The organism is Oceanicaulis sp. LC35 (assembly GCF_052055585.1).
Taxonomy (GTDB): domain Bacteria; phylum Pseudomonadota; class Alphaproteobacteria; order Caulobacterales; family Maricaulaceae; genus Oceanicaulis.
On record NZ_CP170485.1, the window covers coordinates 105,782 to 123,007 of the forward strand.

20 protein-coding genes and 1 tRNA gene are annotated in these 17,226 nt (G+C 62.9%); 6 read left to right on the plus strand and 15 right to left on the minus strand.

What is annotated here, in order from left to right:
- Positions 1-69: 69 nt before the first annotated feature.
- The 3 genes from atpD (at position 70) to ACFELO_RS00555 (ending at position 2,563) form a co-directional block, all read left to right on the plus strand.
- Positions 70-1,509 carry a F0F1 ATP synthase subunit beta gene (gene atpD, locus ACFELO_RS00545; RefSeq protein ID WP_440958629.1) on the plus strand — a complete coding sequence of 480 codons (1,440 nt, stop codon included), beginning with the start codon at positions 70-72 and terminating at the stop codon, positions 1,507-1,509.
- A gap of 108 nt (positions 1,510-1,617) precedes the next feature.
- A complete protein-coding gene (locus ACFELO_RS00550; protein WP_440958630.1) occupies positions 1,618-2,019 on the plus strand; it encodes a F0F1 ATP synthase subunit epsilon in 402 nt (133 codons plus the stop codon).
- A 79-nt stretch (positions 2,020-2,098) separates the two neighbouring features.
- Positions 2,099-2,563 (plus strand): hypothetical protein, encoded by a 465-nt coding sequence (locus tag ACFELO_RS00555; RefSeq protein ID WP_440958631.1) that lies wholly within the window; start codon positions 2,099-2,101, stop codon positions 2,561-2,563.
- On the opposite strand, the gene ACFELO_RS00560 is transcribed toward ACFELO_RS00555, so the two are convergent.
- The 14 genes from ACFELO_RS00560 to ACFELO_RS00625 all read right to left on the minus strand — a co-directional run bounded on the left by ACFELO_RS00560 (position 2,560) and on the right by ACFELO_RS00625 (position 13,981).
- Positions 2,560-3,042: an RNA pyrophosphohydrolase gene (locus tag ACFELO_RS00560; RefSeq protein ID WP_440958632.1), complete on the minus strand. Its 483-nt coding sequence runs from the start codon at positions 3,040-3,042 to the stop codon at positions 2,560-2,562. The two genes, ACFELO_RS00555 and ACFELO_RS00560, sit on opposite strands and share 4 nt — an antisense overlap.
- A 2-nt stretch (positions 3,043-3,044) precedes the next feature.
- On the minus strand, positions 3,045-4,271 hold the full coding sequence (locus tag ACFELO_RS00565; RefSeq protein WP_440958633.1) for a divergent polysaccharide deacetylase family protein: 1,227 nt from the start codon (positions 4,269-4,271) through the stop codon (positions 3,045-3,047).
- Between the two features lie 109 nt (positions 4,272-4,380).
- Complete coding sequence (locus tag ACFELO_RS00570) at positions 4,381-5,703, minus strand: S41 family peptidase (protein WP_440958634.1); 1,323 nt, start codon at positions 5,701-5,703, stop codon at positions 4,381-4,383.
- A gap of 33 nt (positions 5,704-5,736) precedes the next feature.
- Positions 5,737-6,993 carry a murein hydrolase activator EnvC family protein gene (locus tag ACFELO_RS00575; RefSeq protein WP_440958635.1) on the minus strand — a complete coding sequence of 419 codons (1,257 nt, stop codon included), beginning with the start codon at positions 6,991-6,993 and terminating at the stop codon, positions 5,737-5,739.
- A complete protein-coding gene (rlmH, locus tag ACFELO_RS00580; protein ID WP_440958636.1) occupies positions 6,993-7,466 on the minus strand; it encodes a 23S rRNA (pseudouridine(1915)-N(3))-methyltransferase RlmH in 474 nt (157 codons plus the stop codon). The genes ACFELO_RS00575 and rlmH overlap by 1 nt, the downstream gene beginning before the upstream one ends.
- A 36-nt stretch (positions 7,467-7,502) precedes the next feature.
- On the minus strand, positions 7,503-7,892 hold the full coding sequence (gene rsfS / locus ACFELO_RS00585; RefSeq protein WP_440958637.1) for a ribosome silencing factor: 390 nt from the start codon (positions 7,890-7,892) through the stop codon (positions 7,503-7,505).
- A 45-nt stretch (positions 7,893-7,937) separates the two neighbouring features.
- Positions 7,938-8,906: an L-histidine N(alpha)-methyltransferase gene (gene egtD / locus ACFELO_RS00590; protein WP_440958638.1), complete on the minus strand. Its 969-nt coding sequence runs from the start codon at positions 8,904-8,906 to the stop codon at positions 7,938-7,940.
- Positions 8,907-8,962: 56 nt separating this feature from the next.
- The gene (locus ACFELO_RS00595; RefSeq protein WP_440958639.1) at positions 8,963-9,565 is read right to left on the minus strand and encodes a nicotinate-nucleotide adenylyltransferase; all 603 of its coding nucleotides are present in this window, start codon (positions 9,563-9,565) and stop codon (positions 8,963-8,965) included.
- On the minus strand, positions 9,562-10,686 hold the full coding sequence (gene proB, locus ACFELO_RS00600; protein WP_440958640.1) for a glutamate 5-kinase: 1,125 nt from the start codon (positions 10,684-10,686) through the stop codon (positions 9,562-9,564). The genes ACFELO_RS00595 and proB overlap by 4 nt, the downstream gene beginning before the upstream one ends.
- Positions 10,687-10,700: 14 nt before the next feature.
- On the minus strand, positions 10,701-11,768 hold the full coding sequence (gene obgE, locus ACFELO_RS00605; protein ID WP_440958641.1) for a GTPase ObgE: 1,068 nt from the start codon (positions 11,766-11,768) through the stop codon (positions 10,701-10,703).
- A 32-nt stretch (positions 11,769-11,800) separates the two neighbouring features.
- Complete coding sequence (locus ACFELO_RS00610; protein WP_440958642.1) at positions 11,801-12,388, minus strand: GNAT family N-acetyltransferase; 588 nt, start codon at positions 12,386-12,388, stop codon at positions 11,801-11,803.
- A 141-nt stretch (positions 12,389-12,529) separates the two neighbouring features.
- Entirely contained in the window at positions 12,530-12,799 is a 270-nt protein-coding gene (gene rpmA, locus ACFELO_RS00615; protein ID WP_009802182.1) for a 50S ribosomal protein L27, read from the minus strand.
- Between the two features lie 36 nt (positions 12,800-12,835).
- Positions 12,836-13,465 (minus strand): 50S ribosomal protein L21, encoded by a 630-nt coding sequence (locus ACFELO_RS00620; protein WP_440958643.1) that lies wholly within the window; start codon positions 13,463-13,465, stop codon positions 12,836-12,838.
- A gap of 219 nt (positions 13,466-13,684) precedes the next feature.
- Positions 13,685-13,981 (minus strand): hypothetical protein, encoded by a 297-nt coding sequence (locus tag ACFELO_RS00625; RefSeq protein ID WP_440958644.1) that lies wholly within the window; start codon positions 13,979-13,981, stop codon positions 13,685-13,687.
- 137 nt (positions 13,982-14,118) lie between these two features.
- Here ACFELO_RS00625 and ACFELO_RS00630 point away from each other — a divergent pair.
- Together ACFELO_RS00630 and ACFELO_RS00635 are read left to right on the plus strand one after the other, a co-directional pair.
- Positions 14,119-14,208, plus strand: a tRNA-Ser gene (locus ACFELO_RS00630).
- A 97-nt stretch (positions 14,209-14,305) separates the two neighbouring features.
- Complete coding sequence (locus ACFELO_RS00635; protein ID WP_440958645.1) at positions 14,306-16,027, plus strand: DUF6538 domain-containing protein; 1,722 nt, start codon at positions 14,306-14,308, stop codon at positions 16,025-16,027.
- 42 nt (positions 16,028-16,069) lie between these two features.
- Here ACFELO_RS00635 and ACFELO_RS00640 read toward each other — a convergent pair whose 3' ends face one another.
- Positions 16,070-16,315, minus strand: coding sequence for a helix-turn-helix domain-containing protein (locus ACFELO_RS00640; protein WP_440958646.1), 246 nt, complete (start codon positions 16,313-16,315; stop codon positions 16,070-16,072).
- Positions 16,316-16,395: 80 nt separating this feature from the next.
- Between ACFELO_RS00640 and ACFELO_RS00645 the strand changes: the two genes are divergently transcribed.
- Positions 16,396-16,869: a hypothetical protein gene (locus ACFELO_RS00645; protein ID WP_440958647.1), complete on the plus strand. Its 474-nt coding sequence runs from the start codon at positions 16,396-16,398 to the stop codon at positions 16,867-16,869.
- The last annotated feature ends 357 nt before the right edge of the window (positions 16,870-17,226 follow it).

Below are 17,226 nucleotides of genomic sequence, written 5' to 3' on the forward strand. Positions count from 1 at the left end.
GCGTAACAAGTTTGAACGACAGGCGACCGGGCGCGGCGCCTTGCAAGGTTTGGAAAAGAGGCTGAGACGATGAGCAAGCTCAAAGGCCGTATTGCGCAGGTGACCGGCGCCGTCGTGGACGTGGAGTTCGAGGGCGGTCTTCCGGACATCCTCAACGCTCTGGAGACCAAGAACGGCGACCAGAAACTGGTTCTGGAAGTGGCGTCGCACCTGGGCGAGAACATGGTGCGTACGATCGCCATGGACGCGACCGAGGGTCTGAAGCGCGGTTCTGAAGTGACCGACACCGGGTCTCCGATCATGGTTCCGGTGGGTCCGGGCACGCTGGGCCGCATCATGAGCGTGACCGGTGAGCCGATCGACGAAGCGGGCGCCGTGGACGCCGCCATGCTGGCTCCGATCCACCGTCCGGCTCCGGCGTTCGAAGAACAATCCACCGAGGCGGAAATCCTGCCGACCGGCATCAAGGTCGTTGACCTACTGTGCCCCTACGCCAAAGGCGGTAAAATCGGCCTGTTCGGCGGCGCTGGCGTGGGCAAGACGGTTCTGATCCAGGAACTGATCAACAACATCGCCAAGCTGTTTGGCGGCTATTCCGTGTTCGCCGGCGTTGGCGAGCGGACCCGCGAAGGCAACGATCTGTACTACGAAATGATCGAATCCGGCGTGAACAAGGACCCCAAGGAAAATGGCGGTTCTGCTGAAGGTTCGCGTTGCGCCCTCGTGTTCGGTCAGATGAACGAACCGCCGGGCGCCCGTGCTCGCGTGGCTCTGTCCGGTCTCGCTCAAGCGGAATATTTCCGCGATGAGGAAGGCAAGGACGTGCTGTTCTTCGTGGACAACATCTTCCGCTTCACCCAGGCCGGCGCCGAAGTGTCCGCTCTGCTGGGCCGGATCCCGTCCGCCGTGGGCTATCAGCCGACCCTGTCCACCGACATGGGCGCGCTGCAAGAGCGCATCACCTCGACCAAAAAAGGTTCGATCACGTCCGTGCAGGCCGTTTACGTGCCGGCCGACGACCTGACCGACCCGGCTCCGGCCACCACCTTCGCCCACCTCGACGCAACGACGGTTCTGAACCGCTCGATCGCGGAAAAAGGCATCTACCCGGCTGTGGACCCGCTGGACTCCACCTCCCGGATCCTCGAGCCGCGCATCGTGGGTGAAGAGCACTATCAGACCGCCCGTCGCGTGCAGGAAATCCTGCAGCGCTACAAGGCTCTGCAAGACATCATCGCCATCTTGGGCATGGACGAACTGTCCGAAGAGGACAAGCTGGTCGTGGCGCGTGCGCGTAAGATCGAGCGCTTCCTGTCCCAGCCGTTCGACGTGGCCGAAGTCTTCACCGGTTCTCCGGGCATCCAGGTGCCGATCGAAGAAACCGTCAAAGGCTTCAAAGGTCTGTGCGATGGCGATTACGACCACCTGCCGGAACCGGCTTTCTACATGGTCGGCACCATCGAGGATGCAGTGAAAAAAGCCGAGAAACTGGCTGCTGACGCTGCGTAAGCCTGATCAGCCGGCGCGCCCCGGGCGCGCCGGCGACCAGCCCGCCCGGCGGGCTTGATTGAGCAAGGCCTGCCCGCTTGTCGGGCGTAACTGAGCAAGGATCGGCCCATGGCTGACAAGCTGCACTTTGACCTCGTTTCGCCTGAGCGCCGCGTCTTCGCGGGCGAGGTGGACATGGTCGTGGTCCCCGGTTCCGAGGGCGATTTCGGCGTGCTGGCCAACCACGCGCCCTTCATGTCGACCATTCGCACCGGCGCGATCTCGGTTCATTCCGGTTCGGACGTCACCCGCACCTTCATCCGTGGCGGCTTTGCGGAAGTCACCGCGAACGGCCTGACCATTCTGGCTGAAGAAGCGATCGACCTCGCCGACGTGAACGCTGAAGACGTCTCCAAGTCCCTCGCCGAAGCCCGTGAAGATCTGGGCCAGGCGCGCAATGACGAAGAACGTCATGACGCCGAAGCCCGCATCGAGAAGTTCCAGGCTCTGCTGGCGGAACTGTCTCACTAAAGATTGAAGCCTTTTCATTTGAGGCTTGCTGGAACCCTGCGCACTCTTGCGCAGGGTTTTTTGCATTCAAGGACTGAGGATGATGCGTGTTTCCGTGATCTGTGCCGCAGCTGTGTCGTTGACCGCTCTGAGCGCGCCTGCGCTGGCGTCCGATGACGCGCAGACCGAAGCACTTGCCGACCAGATGATCAGCCTGTGCGATGCTGCTCTCGGTCCGCAGGGCCTGGAGGGAGCAGCGCAGGAGATCGGCGCGACGCTGAAGGCGTTCGACTTCCCCGTAGCGGATCGCGATATCACGGCGTCAGATCGGGCGCTGGTCTTGCCGCAAGCCGAGGGTCTTTCGATCTGGACGGGCATGCGCGATGGCGAGACGGTCTGCGTGATGGGCGCTCAGGACGACAATCTGCGCGTGGTGCGTGAGGTCGAGGCGAAACTGCGGGCCGAGGATCGCAACATCGCCCACAACACCGTCAATCTGGCATTCGGCTTCTTCAGCCGCGGCACGGCGTCTGTAAGGGTGGTGGAGTTGGCGGCGTCGCGCTAGGCGCTGTAGGGCGCGAAAGCCTCGGCGACGCGCTCATAGATGTCGCGCTTCCACGGGATGATGAGCTGGGGCGTGGTTTCCAGCGAGACCCAGCGGAATTCGGAGAATTCCTGCGGCGGAACAGCCTCAAGGTCAAAGTCGGCGTCTGTACCCAGATAGCGAAAGGCGAACCAGCGTTGCTTCTGGCCCCGCCAGCGATTGCGGGAGCGCTGCGCCAGCACTTCGGGCGGGAAGTCATAGGCCAGCCAGTCCTCGATGCTCCCGAGCGGCTCTATGAGATCCTGGGTGACGCCCGTCTCTTCATGGAGCTCGCGCAGGCCCGCCTCTTCTGGCGTCTCGCCCTCATCCATGCCGCCTTGGGGGAATTGCCAGCACCAGGGTTCATCCGCGCCATAGCGCTTGCCCAGCCAGACCTTGCCTTCAGCATTGAACAGAACGACGCCCACATTGGGGCGGTGTTGGGGAAAGGCGTCCGACATGATTAGTGGGTGTCTCCATGGCCATCGCCATGACTGTCGCCATGGTCATCGGCCGGAGCGGGATCATTCCCATGGCCGGCGCCGTGGTCATTGGCGACGGCGTGGGAGGCGCCCACAGGGCTGCGGATCTGCATGGTGAAGCTCGCAGGCGCCAGCTGATAGCCGCGGCCGTCCAGACCTTCCGCCCAGGCCGCGATCGTGTCTACGGTGGCGGGATAGGCGAAGCCGGACCCAAGCGCCGTGCCGTTTTGCAGGGCCAGCGCCTCAAGCTCCAGAAGACGGCCATCAATGGCGCGCGGGCTTGGGTCTGAATCCACCACACGATCTGCAATGGTCATGCGGGCATGGGCGTGGCGGCCAGCCTGTTCCAGAACTGCGCGTCGACCCGCTCCGTCATGGAAGATGCTCAGGCCCCGCGCTTCAAGCTCGGAGAAAATCTCGGTCATCGGGCCTTCCGCAGCGCCCAGACGCGCCCCGAGATAGTTGGCGACGCCGGTATAGCCCGCAGCGCGTGACAGCAGCCAGACGAGGCGGCGATTGTTTTCCTGCGTGCTGGCGTCCACCAGCAGGGTGTGCGGACCGGGATCATTATTGGGATAGTCGAACGGCTCCATGGGCAGTTCGAGCAGAACTTCATGCCCGTCAGCGCGCGCGCGATTGATCCAGTCCTGTAGATTGTCGGCATAGGGCGCGAAGCTGAGGGTCACCTCGGCGGGCAGCACCTCGATGGCGCGCTCGGTCAGGCTTTGCGACAGGCCGAGACCGCCAACGATCACTGAAACCGTGGGGACGTTCTCTACGCCGTGAAACGCGTGGGCATAGGCCTGATCCGGACGCTCGCCGCTGGCGCTGATAACGGGCAGCGGACCGCCGGGACCGTTCTCGTAAAGACCGGGTAGCGGTGCGGGGGGCGCCTGGGGCGTTGCGGGCTGCGGGCTGTGATGGCCCGTGTCATGGGCGTTGAGCGCATCGGCGGTGTCACGCACGCCGGGCAGGCTCACATCATCCGTGTGGGGATCGCTGAATGGCGCGCCATGGTCGCCTGTGATTTCGGCGGAAGCCAGCACGGCGGGTTGGCCGGCGATATCGGCGCTGGCGCTGATCGTGGGCGCAGGACCGCCCGCCAGCCAGGTCAGGGCGGCGACGCCGATCACAAGCGCAGCCGCAACTCCGAGACCCGCCAGAAGCGGGGCTTTCAAGGGAAAGCGATCAGAGTCCAGTCGGGCCATGGTGCGCGTGCCGCTTCTTCAACGCCGGGGCAGGGGTGATTCGAACCCTGACCCTGCGTGAAGACGGGGTAAAGAAGCGTTAACGAACCCGCTCGAAAAGCCGTATCGCCTACTGAAGGCGCGCCTGATCCTGGCCCATCATGGTGTTGAGGATCTCGAGGGCGCGGTGCAGCTGATAGTCTTCGCTCGCATCCCAGTCCTCGGGCGGCATTTCGGTGTGAGACAGCTCGTTCTGCAGCTCTTCACGCTCGGCGCCGTTCTCGTTCTCCAGCGCATTGCGCAGGCTGGCTTCGGCATAGGTGTTCACGCCCTCGACCTCTTCCTCGGCCACGCGGCGCGGGGCGATGGCGATGTCAGGCGCAATGCCGGTAGCCTGGATGGTGCGGCCGGCCGGGGTGTAATAGCGCGCCGTGGTCAGGCGCAGGGCGCCGTCACGACCGCCGCGCAGCGGCACCACGGTCTGCATGGAGCCCTTGCCGAAGCTGGTCATGCCCACAATCGTTGCGCGCTCGCGGTCCTGCAGGGCGCCGGTGACGATTTCAGACGCCGAGGCGGAGCCGGAATTGATCAGCACCACGATGGGCGCGCCGTTCAGAATGTCGCCCGGCTCGGCGTTATAGCGGCGGGTGTCGCGCGGATCGCGACCGCGGGTGGAGACCACCTCGCCGCCATCCAGAAACAGCGAGGACACCGACACCGACTGGTCCAGAAGACCGCCCGGGTTCGAGCGCAGGTCGAGAATAAGCCCCGGCAGCGGGCCGCCATAGGCTTCGGTCAGGTCCTCGATGCCGGCGACGGCGTTGGCCGTGGTGTTCTCGTTGAAAGTGGTGATGCGCAGATAGGGGGTGTCGCCCTCTTCCATGCGCCAGTACGCGGCGCGCACCTCGATGAGGTCGCGCACGACGGTGACGTCAAACGGGTCTTCCACGCCCTCGCGCAGAATGGTCAGCACGACCGGATCGCCGGCCGGGCCACGCATGCGCTCGACGGCGTCATCCATGCTGGCGCCGATCATGCTCTCGCCATCGACCGCGATGATCTGGTCATTGGGCTCAAGGCCGGCGCGCTCGCCCGGGGTCTCGGCGATGGGGGAGATGATGGTAATCAGGTCATCACGGATGGTGACCTCGATGCCCACGCCGCCATATTCGCCGCTGGTGGTGACCTGCATGTCCTGGAAATCGTCCGGCGACAGATAGCTCGAATGCGGGTCCAGCGCCTGCATCATGCCGTCGATCGCGCTTTCGATCAGCTCGGCCTTGTCGGGCTCGGTCACATAGTCGGCCTCGATCCGGCTGAGCACATCGCCAAACAGCTCCAGCTGACGGAAGGTCGCTTCCCGGCTGTTGGTGTCCTCTCCCTCGGCGGAGACGGCCAGGGTGGCGGCGCCAATTCCGAACAGGACAGCTGAAGCGATAATGTGCAGACGCATGATGGTCTTCCTCAAAGCGCGGCGGTCGAGGCTCTAGCCTCTGCGAAATTCGGGCCGAAGCCAATCCTCGGGGTCAGCAGCTTCGTCAGTGCTGCGTCTTATCTCCAGATAGAGCATTGGCGGCGGGTTTGCACGGTCTGACATGGAGCCCACGGGCTCTCCGGCCAATAATGTTTGTCCCTCTACGGCGTAAATAAGGCCCAAACCCCCTAAAATCAGTGTGTACCCATCGGGGGTGTTGAGCATCAAAACTCCGTCAAAGCCCTGAAAAGGCCCGGCATAAACCACGACGCCATCAAAGGGGGCGGTCACTTGCGCACGCTGGGCGGTTTCAAACCATACACCCTCGCGCCGCACGCCGTCCGGACCGCGTTCACCGGCGCTGATGGTCAGATCACCGCGCACGGGCGGGCTGAGATGACCTCTTGTGTCGCTGAACCGCAAGGTCTCGACCGGCCCTTCCACCGGGCGCGCATCCACCAGCGCCGCCATGGCCACAGGGGAGGCCTGTTCCGGTCTGAGACGGGGCACGGGAACGCCGGGTTCCGGCTCGGGCGCCGGTTCGGGACGCGGCGCCAGACGCGGTTCGGCGGCGGCGAAACGACGAATATCCGCCAGAAGCTGACGCAGGGATCCCGCTTCGCGGGCGATACGGGCGGCGCGTTGGGACAGGTCATCGGCCTGGGCGCGCAGGGCGGCCTCGGCGGCGCGACGCTCCTCGATCAGGGCGGTGACCTCCTCGCGCGTCACGCCCAGAGCCTCGCGGGCCTGCACCAGCGCCTGGGTCTGGGCGGCGAGCTCCTCGCGCAGGGCGGCGAGTTCTTCAAGACGGGCCTGCACGGCTTCCACGCGGGCATCCAGCTGCGGCGCGATCTGGGCCAGAAGGCCGGCGGCGCGCGCGGCGGACGCCGCATCATCCGGCGTCACAGCCAATGCAGGCGGGTCGGACATCTCGATGCGTTGCAGCGCCGCCAGCACGCGCGCCAGATCGGACCGTTCCGCCCGCAATCGCGCCAGCAGATCAGATTCCTCGCGCTCCAGCGCCCGCAGGCGTTCGGTCGCGGCTTCCACTTCGGCCTCGCGGACCTCGACGCGGCCCGCCGCTTCCACAAGGCGCTGTTGCAGGCGGGCGATGGCGATGCGGGCGGCTTCGGCCTCGGCTGCACGGGCTTCGGCCTCATCGCGAAGCTCGGCGGCCTCGCGCTCCATGGTATCCACCTCGTCCGGCTCCGGCGTGGGTTGCGCCTGCAGGGCAAGGCTCAGCGCCAGTATGGACAGCAGGGACGCCATCAGCCTTCCCGGTGATAAGGCGCGCCCGCCAGAACGGACGCCGCGCGATAGATCTGCTCGGCCAGCATGACGCGCACCAGCTTGTGCGGCCAGGTGGCCTTGCCAAAGCTGAGCATGCGGGCGCCAGCTGGCAAGGCGGGACGGTCATGACCGTCCGCGCCGCCAATGAGAAAGACCAGATCGCGTGCGCCATCATCACGCGCGGTTTCGATCGTCCGCGCAAACTCAAGCGAGCTCATGGGCTTGCCGGTTTCGTCCAGCGCAAACACCAGCGCGCCTGCGGGCATGTCCACAATCAGCGCCTGGGTTTCGGCCGATTTGTCCTTGAGGGTCCGGGGGTCAAGCTCGCGCTCGACGACCGGGCCGAGCCCGATCCCGCGTCCCACGCCATTGGCGCGGTCCATATACTGGTCCACAAGCTCGCGCTCGGGCCCGGCCTTGATCCGGCCGATCGCACGAATCTCAACGCGCATGGGACGCCCCGGTTCGGGATAAGGATTGGGTGAGGGTCAGGCGGCGCCGTCGGGCGAGACGGACCACATCTTTTCCAGATCGTAGAAGCTGCGCACTTCGGGGCGGAACAGGTGAACGATCACGTCGCCTGCATCGATCAGGACCCAGTCACACGTTTTCAGGCCCTCAATCGCGACCTTGCCGTGCCCAGCGTCCTTGAGCTTGCGCACCAGATGGTCGGCCATGGCGCCCACATGCCGGTTGGACCGGCCAGAGGCGATGACCATCACATCGGTGACGGATGATTTGCCCGTAAGATCGATGGCGACGACATCTTCTGCCTTGTCATCGTCCAGCGCGTTCAGAACCAGCGCTTCGAGATCCTGCGTGCTCTGGGCGAGTTCGCCAGAGTCGCTGTCAGCCTCGCCATTGGGGCGGCTGTGCAATTCGGTGGACAGAGTCCTTGCTCCCTTAATTGACCAATCCGCACTCTAGCACGTTTTCTCGCCACGTTCGAGCCAGTGAATGGAGAAGGCGCAGGCGCCGTCCTGCGTCCAGACATGAGCGGGAACCAGCCCGGCCTGACGCGCGAGGTCCTGGAAGGTCGAGACGGTGAATTTATGGGAGTTTTCGGTGTGGATGGTCTCGTGCTCGCGTAGCACGAAGTCTTCGCCAGCCACCGTGAACGCCATGTCCCGCAGGGCCTGCAGATACATTTCCACCCGCGAGCGGTACGGGTTCCAGAAGGCGCGATAGACCAGCGCGCTCGGATCAAGATCCCCATCCAGCTCGGTATTGATGCGCCGGACCAGGTTGTAGTTGAAATCCGCCGTGGCGCCGCCGGCATCATCATAGGCCGCTTCCAGAATGGCGGGGTCCTTGCGCAGATCGACCCCGATCAGAAGCGCATCGCCAGGACGCAGCCAGTCACGCAGGGTCTTGAGCAGTTTGAGCGCATCGATCAGCTCGAAATTGCCGATGGTCGATCCGGGGAAGAAGACGATGCGCCTGCCCTCGGGCAGGTTGAGAGCGTCCACATCCAGCGCCTGGGTGAAGTCATGGCAGACCGCCCCGACCGTCAGATCCGGATGGTCTGCGGCGATGTCGGAACAGGCGGCTTTGACGTGATCGCCGGAAATATCCATGCCCACGAAACCGGCAGGGTGGTCGAGGGCATCCAGAAGCCGGCGGATCTTCACGCTGGACCCGGCGCCCGGTTCCAGCACCACCGCGCCGGACCCGGCCAGCGCTTTGAGCTCCGGACCGATCCGGTCCAGAAGCGCCAGCTCGGTGCGGGTGGGATAGTATTCCGGTGCTTGCGTGATGCGGTCAAAGATCGCCGAGCCTGCCGCATCATAAAAGTATTTCGGCGAAATCGCCTTCTGGGGTTTGCGCAAACCGGACAGCACATCCGCGCGGAAATCGCTGGCGGAGGGCTGCAAGTCTTTGAAAAACGCCAAGGCGCCAGCCTCGACTAGGGTCTCGTTCGACATGGTCTCAAGGCGATGGCTGCGGGTCAGGATGCGGCGTTTGCACGCAACAGGCGTGAGGCCTCAGCATGTAGGGGCTCTGTGAGGTAAGTCCACCCCGGAGGATTACCTAGAGGGAGAGATTTCGCGCGACTGTCATGTTTGCGCGCCCGGGCCAGATACCGCGCGGCGGGCGACAAACGCGCCTTCATCGCCGAGCCGGGCCGGGCGATGACGCAAATTGAAATGCGCCGGGCGATCGCCTGCCAGTCCTTCCAGCGATGGAAATTCGCCAGCCCGTCCGCTCCCATGATCCAGACGAAGCTGACGCGCGGATAACGGCTCTGAAGGTGACCGATGAGATCGATGGTGGCGCGTGTGTGGAGCCGGTCTTCCAGCGTGGAGACCACATGGCCGGGCTCGGGCATGAGCGCCCGAATGGCGTTGGCGCGGCTTTCAAGACTGGCGGGGGCGTGGGCTTTCAGAGGATTGCCGGGGCTGACCATCCACCACACCCGGTCGAGATCAAGCCGCTTGAGGGCGGTTTGCGCGACGTGGCGGTGAGCGCGGTGAACGGGGTCAAAGCTGCCGCCATAAATCCCTACCAGCATGCCATCATGCAGGAGTTCGGATTTGGCGGCCCGGCTCATGCGCTGCCGCTTTCAGGGTCCAGCACCAGATCACCGGCATGGATCAGGGCGACTCCGCGTCGATAGCCCAGCACGTCAGCGATGCTCTCGGACTTCAAACCCAGGATCTGGCGCGCTTCATGATCATCATAGCCCGCAACGCCCACGCCCAGCCGTCCACCGGTTGCGGTCAGAAGGCGCACGGTCGCGCCGCGCTCGAACCGGCCCTGCACATCCACGACGCCTGCAGGCAGGAGGCTTCGCCCCTTGCGCACCGCCTCTGCGGCGCCGGGATCGAGCACCAGCGCGCCGTCACGGGCGAGCGAGCCGAGGATCCAGGCGCGGCGGGCGCTCTCGGGATTGCCGTGGGGGGCGAACCAGCTGTGCCGGGCGCCGTCGCGAAGGGCGGCGACGGGATGGTCATGATCGCCGCGGCAGATGATCATCGCGCAGCCTGCCGCATTGGCGATCCGGGCCGCCGCGATCTTGCTGGCCATGCCGCCCGTACCTGCGCCGCCTGAACGCGCGGGACCCGCCAGCGCTTCGATCTCGGCGGTGATGGCGGGGATTTCGGGAATGTGCAGGGCGCCCGGCTCTCGCGGGTCGCGGTCATACAGCCCGTCCACATCCGACAGGATGATCAGAAGCTGCGCGCCGACTAGCTGGGCCGTGCGCGCGGCCAGCCGGTCATTGTCGCCAAAGCGCAATTCCTCGGTCGCGACGGTGTCGTTCTCGTTGATCACCGGCACGGCGCCGAGCTTGAGAAGCGTTTCAAGCGTGGTGTGGGCGTTGAGCCAGCGCGGACGCGATTCAATGTCGGCGGGCGAGACCAGCGCCTGGGCGGCGGGAAAGCCATGACGGGCGAAGGCCTGATCCCAGTGCTGGATCAGGAGCGCCTGCCCGGCGGCGGCCGCAGCCTGTTTCTCTTCCAGCGTCAGGGTCTTGCCGGGCTTCAGCCCGAGCCGCGGGCGACCTAGGGCCACCGCGGCCGAGCTGACCAGAACCACCTCCCGGCCTTCGGTGCGCAGCTGTGCGATGTCGTCCGCGAGGGCTTCAAACCGGTCCTGACGGGGCGCAAGGCTGTCCGGGTCGATCAGCTGGGCCGATCCGACCTTGATGACGACCCGCCGGGCCGTCGCCATGCGCGCCGCAGGCGTCACTGGTCCGGCGTCCAGCCGGTTTCCCCGCGCTCCTCGCGCTCGGCTTCTTCTTTCAGGCGCTTTTCCTCAAGGCGACGGGTGTGGACCGCCTCCCAGATGACTTTCAGAAGGTCCTTCAGGCCCTCCTGCGTCGCGCCGGACAAATGAAGCGGGGTTGCGCCAAGCCGGGCCTTGAACTCTTCGTCGAGCATCTCGACGATTTCAGGGTCTGCGGCGTCCAGCTTGTTCAGAACGACGATCTCGCGCTTGTCGGTGATGCCGCCGCCATAGGCTTCAAGCTCGTTGCGCACGGTGTCATAGGCGCCCATCGGATCATCGCCCGTAGCGTCTATGAGGTGCACCAGCAGGGCGCAGCGCTCGATATGTCCCAGGAAACGGTCGCCAATGCCGGCGCCTTCATGCGCGCCCTCGATAAGGCCGGGAATATCGGCCAGCACAAAGCGGTTGCCCGTGCCCATTTCCACAACGCCCAGATTGGGATGAAGCGTGGTGAAGGGGTAGGCGGCGATCTTGGGGTGGGCCTTGCTGGCCACAGACAGAAGCGTGGACTTGCCCGCGTTTGGCAAACCCACAAGACCCGCATCCGCGATCAGTTTCAGACGCAGCCAGATGGCGCGCTCCTCGCCCGCTTCACCGGGTTGGGAAATGCGCGGCGCCTGATTGCGGCTCGACTTGAAGTGGGCGTTGCCCTTGCCGCCAATGCCGCCCTTGGCCAGAAGCGCCTTCTGTCCCACCTCGGTGAGGTCAGCGAGCAGCGTCTCCTTGTCCTCGTCAAACACCTGGGTGCCGACCGGAACGCGCAGGATCACGTCCTCGCCGCCGCGCCCGGTGCGGTTGCGACCCGCGCCGTTATGGCCGCGCTCGGCCTTGAAGTGCTGCTGGTAGCGGTAGTCGATCAGGGTGTTCAGGCCTTCGACAGCCTCCACCCACACATCGCCGCCATCCCCGCCGTCACCCCCGTCGGGGCCGCCGAACTCGACATAGGCCTCGCGCCGGAATGACACGCATCCCGGGCCGCCCCAGCCGGACTTCACATACACTTTGGCTTGATCAAGGAACTTCATGGCTCGGTTTTATCTATGTCTGTTGAGCTGGGCTAGCCCGCCATCGTCATCTGACGGATGGGCGCAGAGGCCATGCGTCCGATGGAGAAGGCGGTCCCGGTTTCGCCGGTATGGGCAAAGCCGGCCTTTTCCAGCACCCGGCCGGATGCCGGATTGTCATCAAAAAAGCTTGCGGTGAACGGGGTCATCGCATGCTGGCGCGCCCAGTCGCACAGGCCTTGCGCGGCTTCGCTCGCATAACCCTGCCCCCAGGCGGCGGGCATGATCCAGTAGCCCAGCTCCCAGCCTGCCTCATGCGGGTGCAGGCCGATCACACCCACCGCGCTGCCGGTCTCGGCTTCGCAGATGGCGCGGACCACATCACCCCTGACCTGTTCGCGCGCACGCATGATCATGATGAAGCCTTCGGCGAACAAAGGCGGGTTCTTGGCGGGCACCCGGCTCGTCATCCGGCAAATCTCCGGACGGGCGCTTTCAGGGCCAACCCAGGCGGCGTCGTCAATCTCGAGCGGACGCAGAACCAGACGCGGGGTGCGGATCTCCGCAAACACGGCCGGCTTCAGGACTGCGCCCGCTTCGAACTCGGGCGTCTCTTCGGGTTCAGACTGCATGTCTCTCATATCGGCCTCCTCGGGCGCGAACTGGGCGGGGAGAGACTTTCAAACGCAAAAGGGGAGACGGCGATCCGTCTCCCCTGAAACTTGGCCCTCTGGCCCGGATCGCCCCTCATCGGGATGGGCGATCACGAGGTCAGTGTCGCCCTATTCAGCCGCGTCCGCGAGCGGAGCGACGGACACGAAGGTCCGGTTAAGCTTCTTCTTGGCGAAGGTCACACGACCTTCGGTCAGCGCGAACAGGGTGTGGTCCTTGCCCATGCCAACGTTTTCGCCGGCGTAGTACTTGGTGCCGCGCTGACGAATGATGATGTTGCCCGGAATCACGTGCTGACCGCCGGACTTCTTGACGCCGAGGCGCCGGCCTTCACTGTCGCGGCCGTTGCGCGACGAACCGCCTGCCTTTTTGTGAGCCATGGTGCTCTCCTTCTCAGGTTCTGTTGCCGCGTGGCCTTATTTGCCAGCGAGTTTCTTGGCTTCGGCGACCCAGTCGCCTTTTTCCGCTTTGGCCTTCAGGCCGGAGATCTCGCCGTCGAGGCGCTCGATGTCCGCGTCGGTCCAGGCGGCGATCTGTGCAAAGCTGGTCACGCCGGCTTCGTTCAGCTTGGTGGCGAAGGCCGGGCCGACGCCGGTCAGCTCGGTCAGGGCGTCAGAGCCCGCTGCTTCGGTCTTGGCGGCCGCTTTCGGAGCGGCTTTCTTGGCCGGAGCGGCAGCCGGTTTCTCATCAGCTGCGATCTTGGCGGGTTTCGCGTCCAGCTTGGATTTGGAGCCCGGCTTCAGGATTTCAGCGACAGAGATCACGGCGATCCACTGACGGTGGCCTTTGGTGCGGCGATAGTTCTGACGGCGGCGCTTCTTGAAGACCTTGATCTTCTTGTCCTTGCGGATGTCCAGCACGTTGGCGGTGACAGAGGCGCCGTCCACGGCCGGAGCACCGACCAGAGAGTCGCCTTCGCCGCCGATCATCAGCACTTCGTCAAACGCGACCACATCGCCGGTTTCCGCGCTGAGCTTTTCAACGCGCAGGATGTCGCCTTCAGAGACGCGGTATTGCTTACCGCCGGTCTTGATCACTGCATACATGATCGTTTTCCTTTTTTCGGAGCCGTATCTGCGGATTTCCGCGAGACCGGAGCCCTTTTTCTTCGCCGGTTCTTGATCCGAGCCAGCGTTGTTTCACAAGCACAATCCCCGCATCGGACGGATCCGTGCGGGAACAGAGCGCGCGATATAGGCGAAATGAAGCATCAGAGTCAATGCTGGTGCGGGTCGCAGCACAGCATTGACTCCATACTGTATGGCCTAGCTGGGGCCGCTCGGTCCGGGCAGAACGACCTGACCCTGGGCATTGCGATCCTCGACCCAGCGCTGGCTGCCGTCCTCGATCTCGTCCCATTCGCGCTGGGTCAGGCAGACCCGCTGGCTCATCCGGGTGCCCGTTTCACGGACATTCTCGCAACGCACGCGATCCCCGTCGCTGGTCTCGCCGCGCAGTTCGCCCGCGTCAACGAGCTCCTGACGCTCCGGCGTGTCGGTGGTGGCGCAGGCGGTCAGAGCCAGTCCTGCCGCTGCAATGATAAAGAGAGAGTGTGCTCGCATGTCGTTTCCCCTGTGGCGTGTTTGCCCCGTGTTATAGACAGGACAATAAGCGAAGAACCGGAGGGGCGTCGAGCGTCCGGCGCCCAAAAGGCTTGATTTTGGGTCTGGCCTTTGCGACACCGCGCTTCCCTGAGTTCGGAGAGATGCCGGAGTGGTCGAACGGGGCGGTCTCGAAAACCGTTGAGCGCGCAAGCGTTCCGAGGGTTCGAATCCCTCTCTCTCCGCCAGATTTCCTTCAAATCACTGTTTCTACGGGTTTTCGGCATGAGCGCAGCCGGTTAGTCTTGGCTTTGCACCCGTATTTGGTACAAACTTTGGTACAAAATGGCGCTGAAGGCAGTCGAGCAACACCTCTACCTTGTAGCAGGAACCTTTTGGTTCCGTCGCGGCGTCCCAAAGGATGCTCGTCAAGCCTTCGGCTGCACAGAAATCAAACGATCACTACACACCGGCGATCGTCGGGAAGCGCGCATCCGCCTCGCGCAATGGCAACGTTGGTTCGACATGAAGCTGTCAGAAGCACGACGTGGTGCTGAGGGGACCAAGCCTTGGTCACGGCCCCAAAATTGGGGAGGGCCGCCTAGATTAGTCTCAGACAGCGAGACCGACAGCGTAATCCGGGCCTGGGTAAAAGACTATTTGGACCGAACCACTGTCGAAACAGCTACGGGGTTAAGACCGGACTTCGCACAAGACCGCTCAGAAGGAAGGATAACCGCTCAGAACTTACTAGCTGACGTCGCGCGAATGCGAGAGACCGATGAGCCGCCCTTGCGTGTCATGTGGATAGCAGAGCGGCTCGTCGAGGAGGCAAATCTGGATGCGCCAAAGGGCAGCCCGGGCTTTTCACGCGTATGTCGCAAAATAATCGATGGCCTGACTGAAATCGCAGCTCAGCAAGAAGCGGCGTTAAAGACAGGGCAGTTTGTAGCGGCAAATCAAGAGATGTTCGGGGCGCAGGCTTATTCAAATGACGCTAAAATCGCCTCTGGATTTACGATGCGCGAAGCAGCAGAGGGTTACCTCGCTGAACCAGCGAAACAAAATCCCAAGACACAAGGCCTCTATCGCGCCCGAGCCGAGGTTGTACTCGAGGCTTTGGGCGAGAACACCCTCGTTCGAGATGTAACTCGCCAAGCATGCAGAGCATTCGCGAACGAAACCCTTTTACGATACCCTGCAAGACCTTCGTCTAGCCTAAAGGAACTACCGCTTGAAGAGCGTATTATTGAAGCCCAGCGCCTAGGACTCCGCCCGCTAAGCGATAGTTCCAGAAATCTCTACATCGAGATCATGGCTGGAATGCTGTCCTGGGCAAAAAACGAAGGCCACCGGTTAGATAATCCCTCTGAAGGCCTCCGCCTGAAAAAGCGGAGCACAAGGAAACGGCTCCCGTTCTCGGAGGCAGAGCTTCAGCGCATCTTCACTGCCCCGATCTACACAGGCTGCCAGAACGATGAGAGCGGCTATGCGAAACCAGGCAGTTCCATCATTCGGCGGCACAGGTTCTGGGCTCCCCTCATTTCGCTCTACTCAGGCCTACGGATCAATGAAATCTGCCAGCTCGATGTACAAGATGTTTTGCAAAAGAAGGGCATATGGGTCATTCGCCTTTGGGCAGACGAGGACCGGGGCCGTACTCTAAAAACTCCTGGAAGCGAACGTCTTGTACCAATCCACTCAAAACTACTGGAAGTCGGACTTCTGGATTACCGTGCCTCACTTCTGTCGAGCGGTCGGCTGTTTCCCGACCTTGTTGGCAATCCGGATGGGTATGGCTCAGGTCCTCTCAGCAAGTGGTTCTCGCACTTTCTTGGCAAAACTGGCGTGAAAACCGAGCAGAATTGTTTTCATTCGCTCCGCCATACATTTAGGGACGCGCTGCGGAACTCAGAGACCCGGATTGATGTACAACGCGCTCTGGGAGGATGGAGTGACGGAAGCGTTTCGGAACGCTACGGTGCCGGCCATAGCGTTACGGTCTTGCGCGATGGTATTGAACGGGTCGCGTATGAAAGCTTAGATCTTTCACACCTTTCAAAATGAACTAACTTCATAATCTCGAAATTTTGCACCCAGTTGCAATTTTTAGGGTGTCGTAAGCCGTTCGAGATCATCAGCGAGGTCGCGTGCGTCACCCCCGAGCGCCACGTAAATATCCAGCGCGTCTAGAACGCCGACCCGCCTTTCCGCAGTTTCTATTTTGGCAATGAACGATTGCGGCTTTCCAAGGCGGGCCGAAAGCTCAGCCTGAGTGAGACCAGCTTCGATTCTACGCTCTTTGAGGATGCTCCTGAGCTGCTCGTGTCGCTCAGACCTTATCGACTCTGACAAATTTCAAACCTGCGCTCGACTCAAACTGACAGGCTTGGTAATCCTAACCTAGGATTATCCCATTTCAGGATATTGAGCTTATGAAGACTCTCATCACTAGCGCGTCCCTTACAGTACTCGTCGCCGCCCAGGCCAATGCTGAATGGGCTCATGGAATTGGCACCGACCCGATGACCGACCAGGTCGTCGCCGTCGCGACCGTCCGGTATACGGATGGCAGTTATATCCGGTATCGTTGCGCAGCGGACGGCTCTCAAAGCATCGGCTATTCTGGTGGCGAGTTCTTGCCGGGAGTGGCTATGAGCAGCGGCGACTTACGAGCCGCTATCGTTTACCGCGTGGATGATCACGAGCCACAGCGCCGGGTTTGGCACGTGCGGAACGGCTCAGATGGCGCGTATGTGGATCGGGTAAGCCTCGAGTCGACAATCGCCGACTTCCTCTCGGCGCGTGAGCGAATCCTAGTCCAAGACGCGCTCGAAACGAACGAGTTCGACGCCTCAAACGCGGCTGAGGAGATTACTGCGGCGCGGACCGCATGCGGGCTCGACTGACACACTCGATACGGGCCTGCCAGCCCCATAAATGCTGACAGGCTTTAAAATCAGACCTGACTCACCTGACTCGATATGGGGCAAAATTTTGCAACCGGTTTCACATTTTTGGGTAATAAGGCTTGCTCTTTGATGGAATGGGCCACGGCGGAGGAACACGATCATGCCTGTGAATTACTGTTCGAAATGTGCGAACGGTGGGCAGCACGGTATCGCCCTAAAGAAGCAATAAACCTCCAGGGCGTACACCTCCCGCCGCCTAGCTACCGTGGAAACAATCCATACAATGGATTCACGGCTGAAGAACGTATCCATACGGATCGCGTTATAATCTGGTTGAGAAAGCAAGGGCTATTA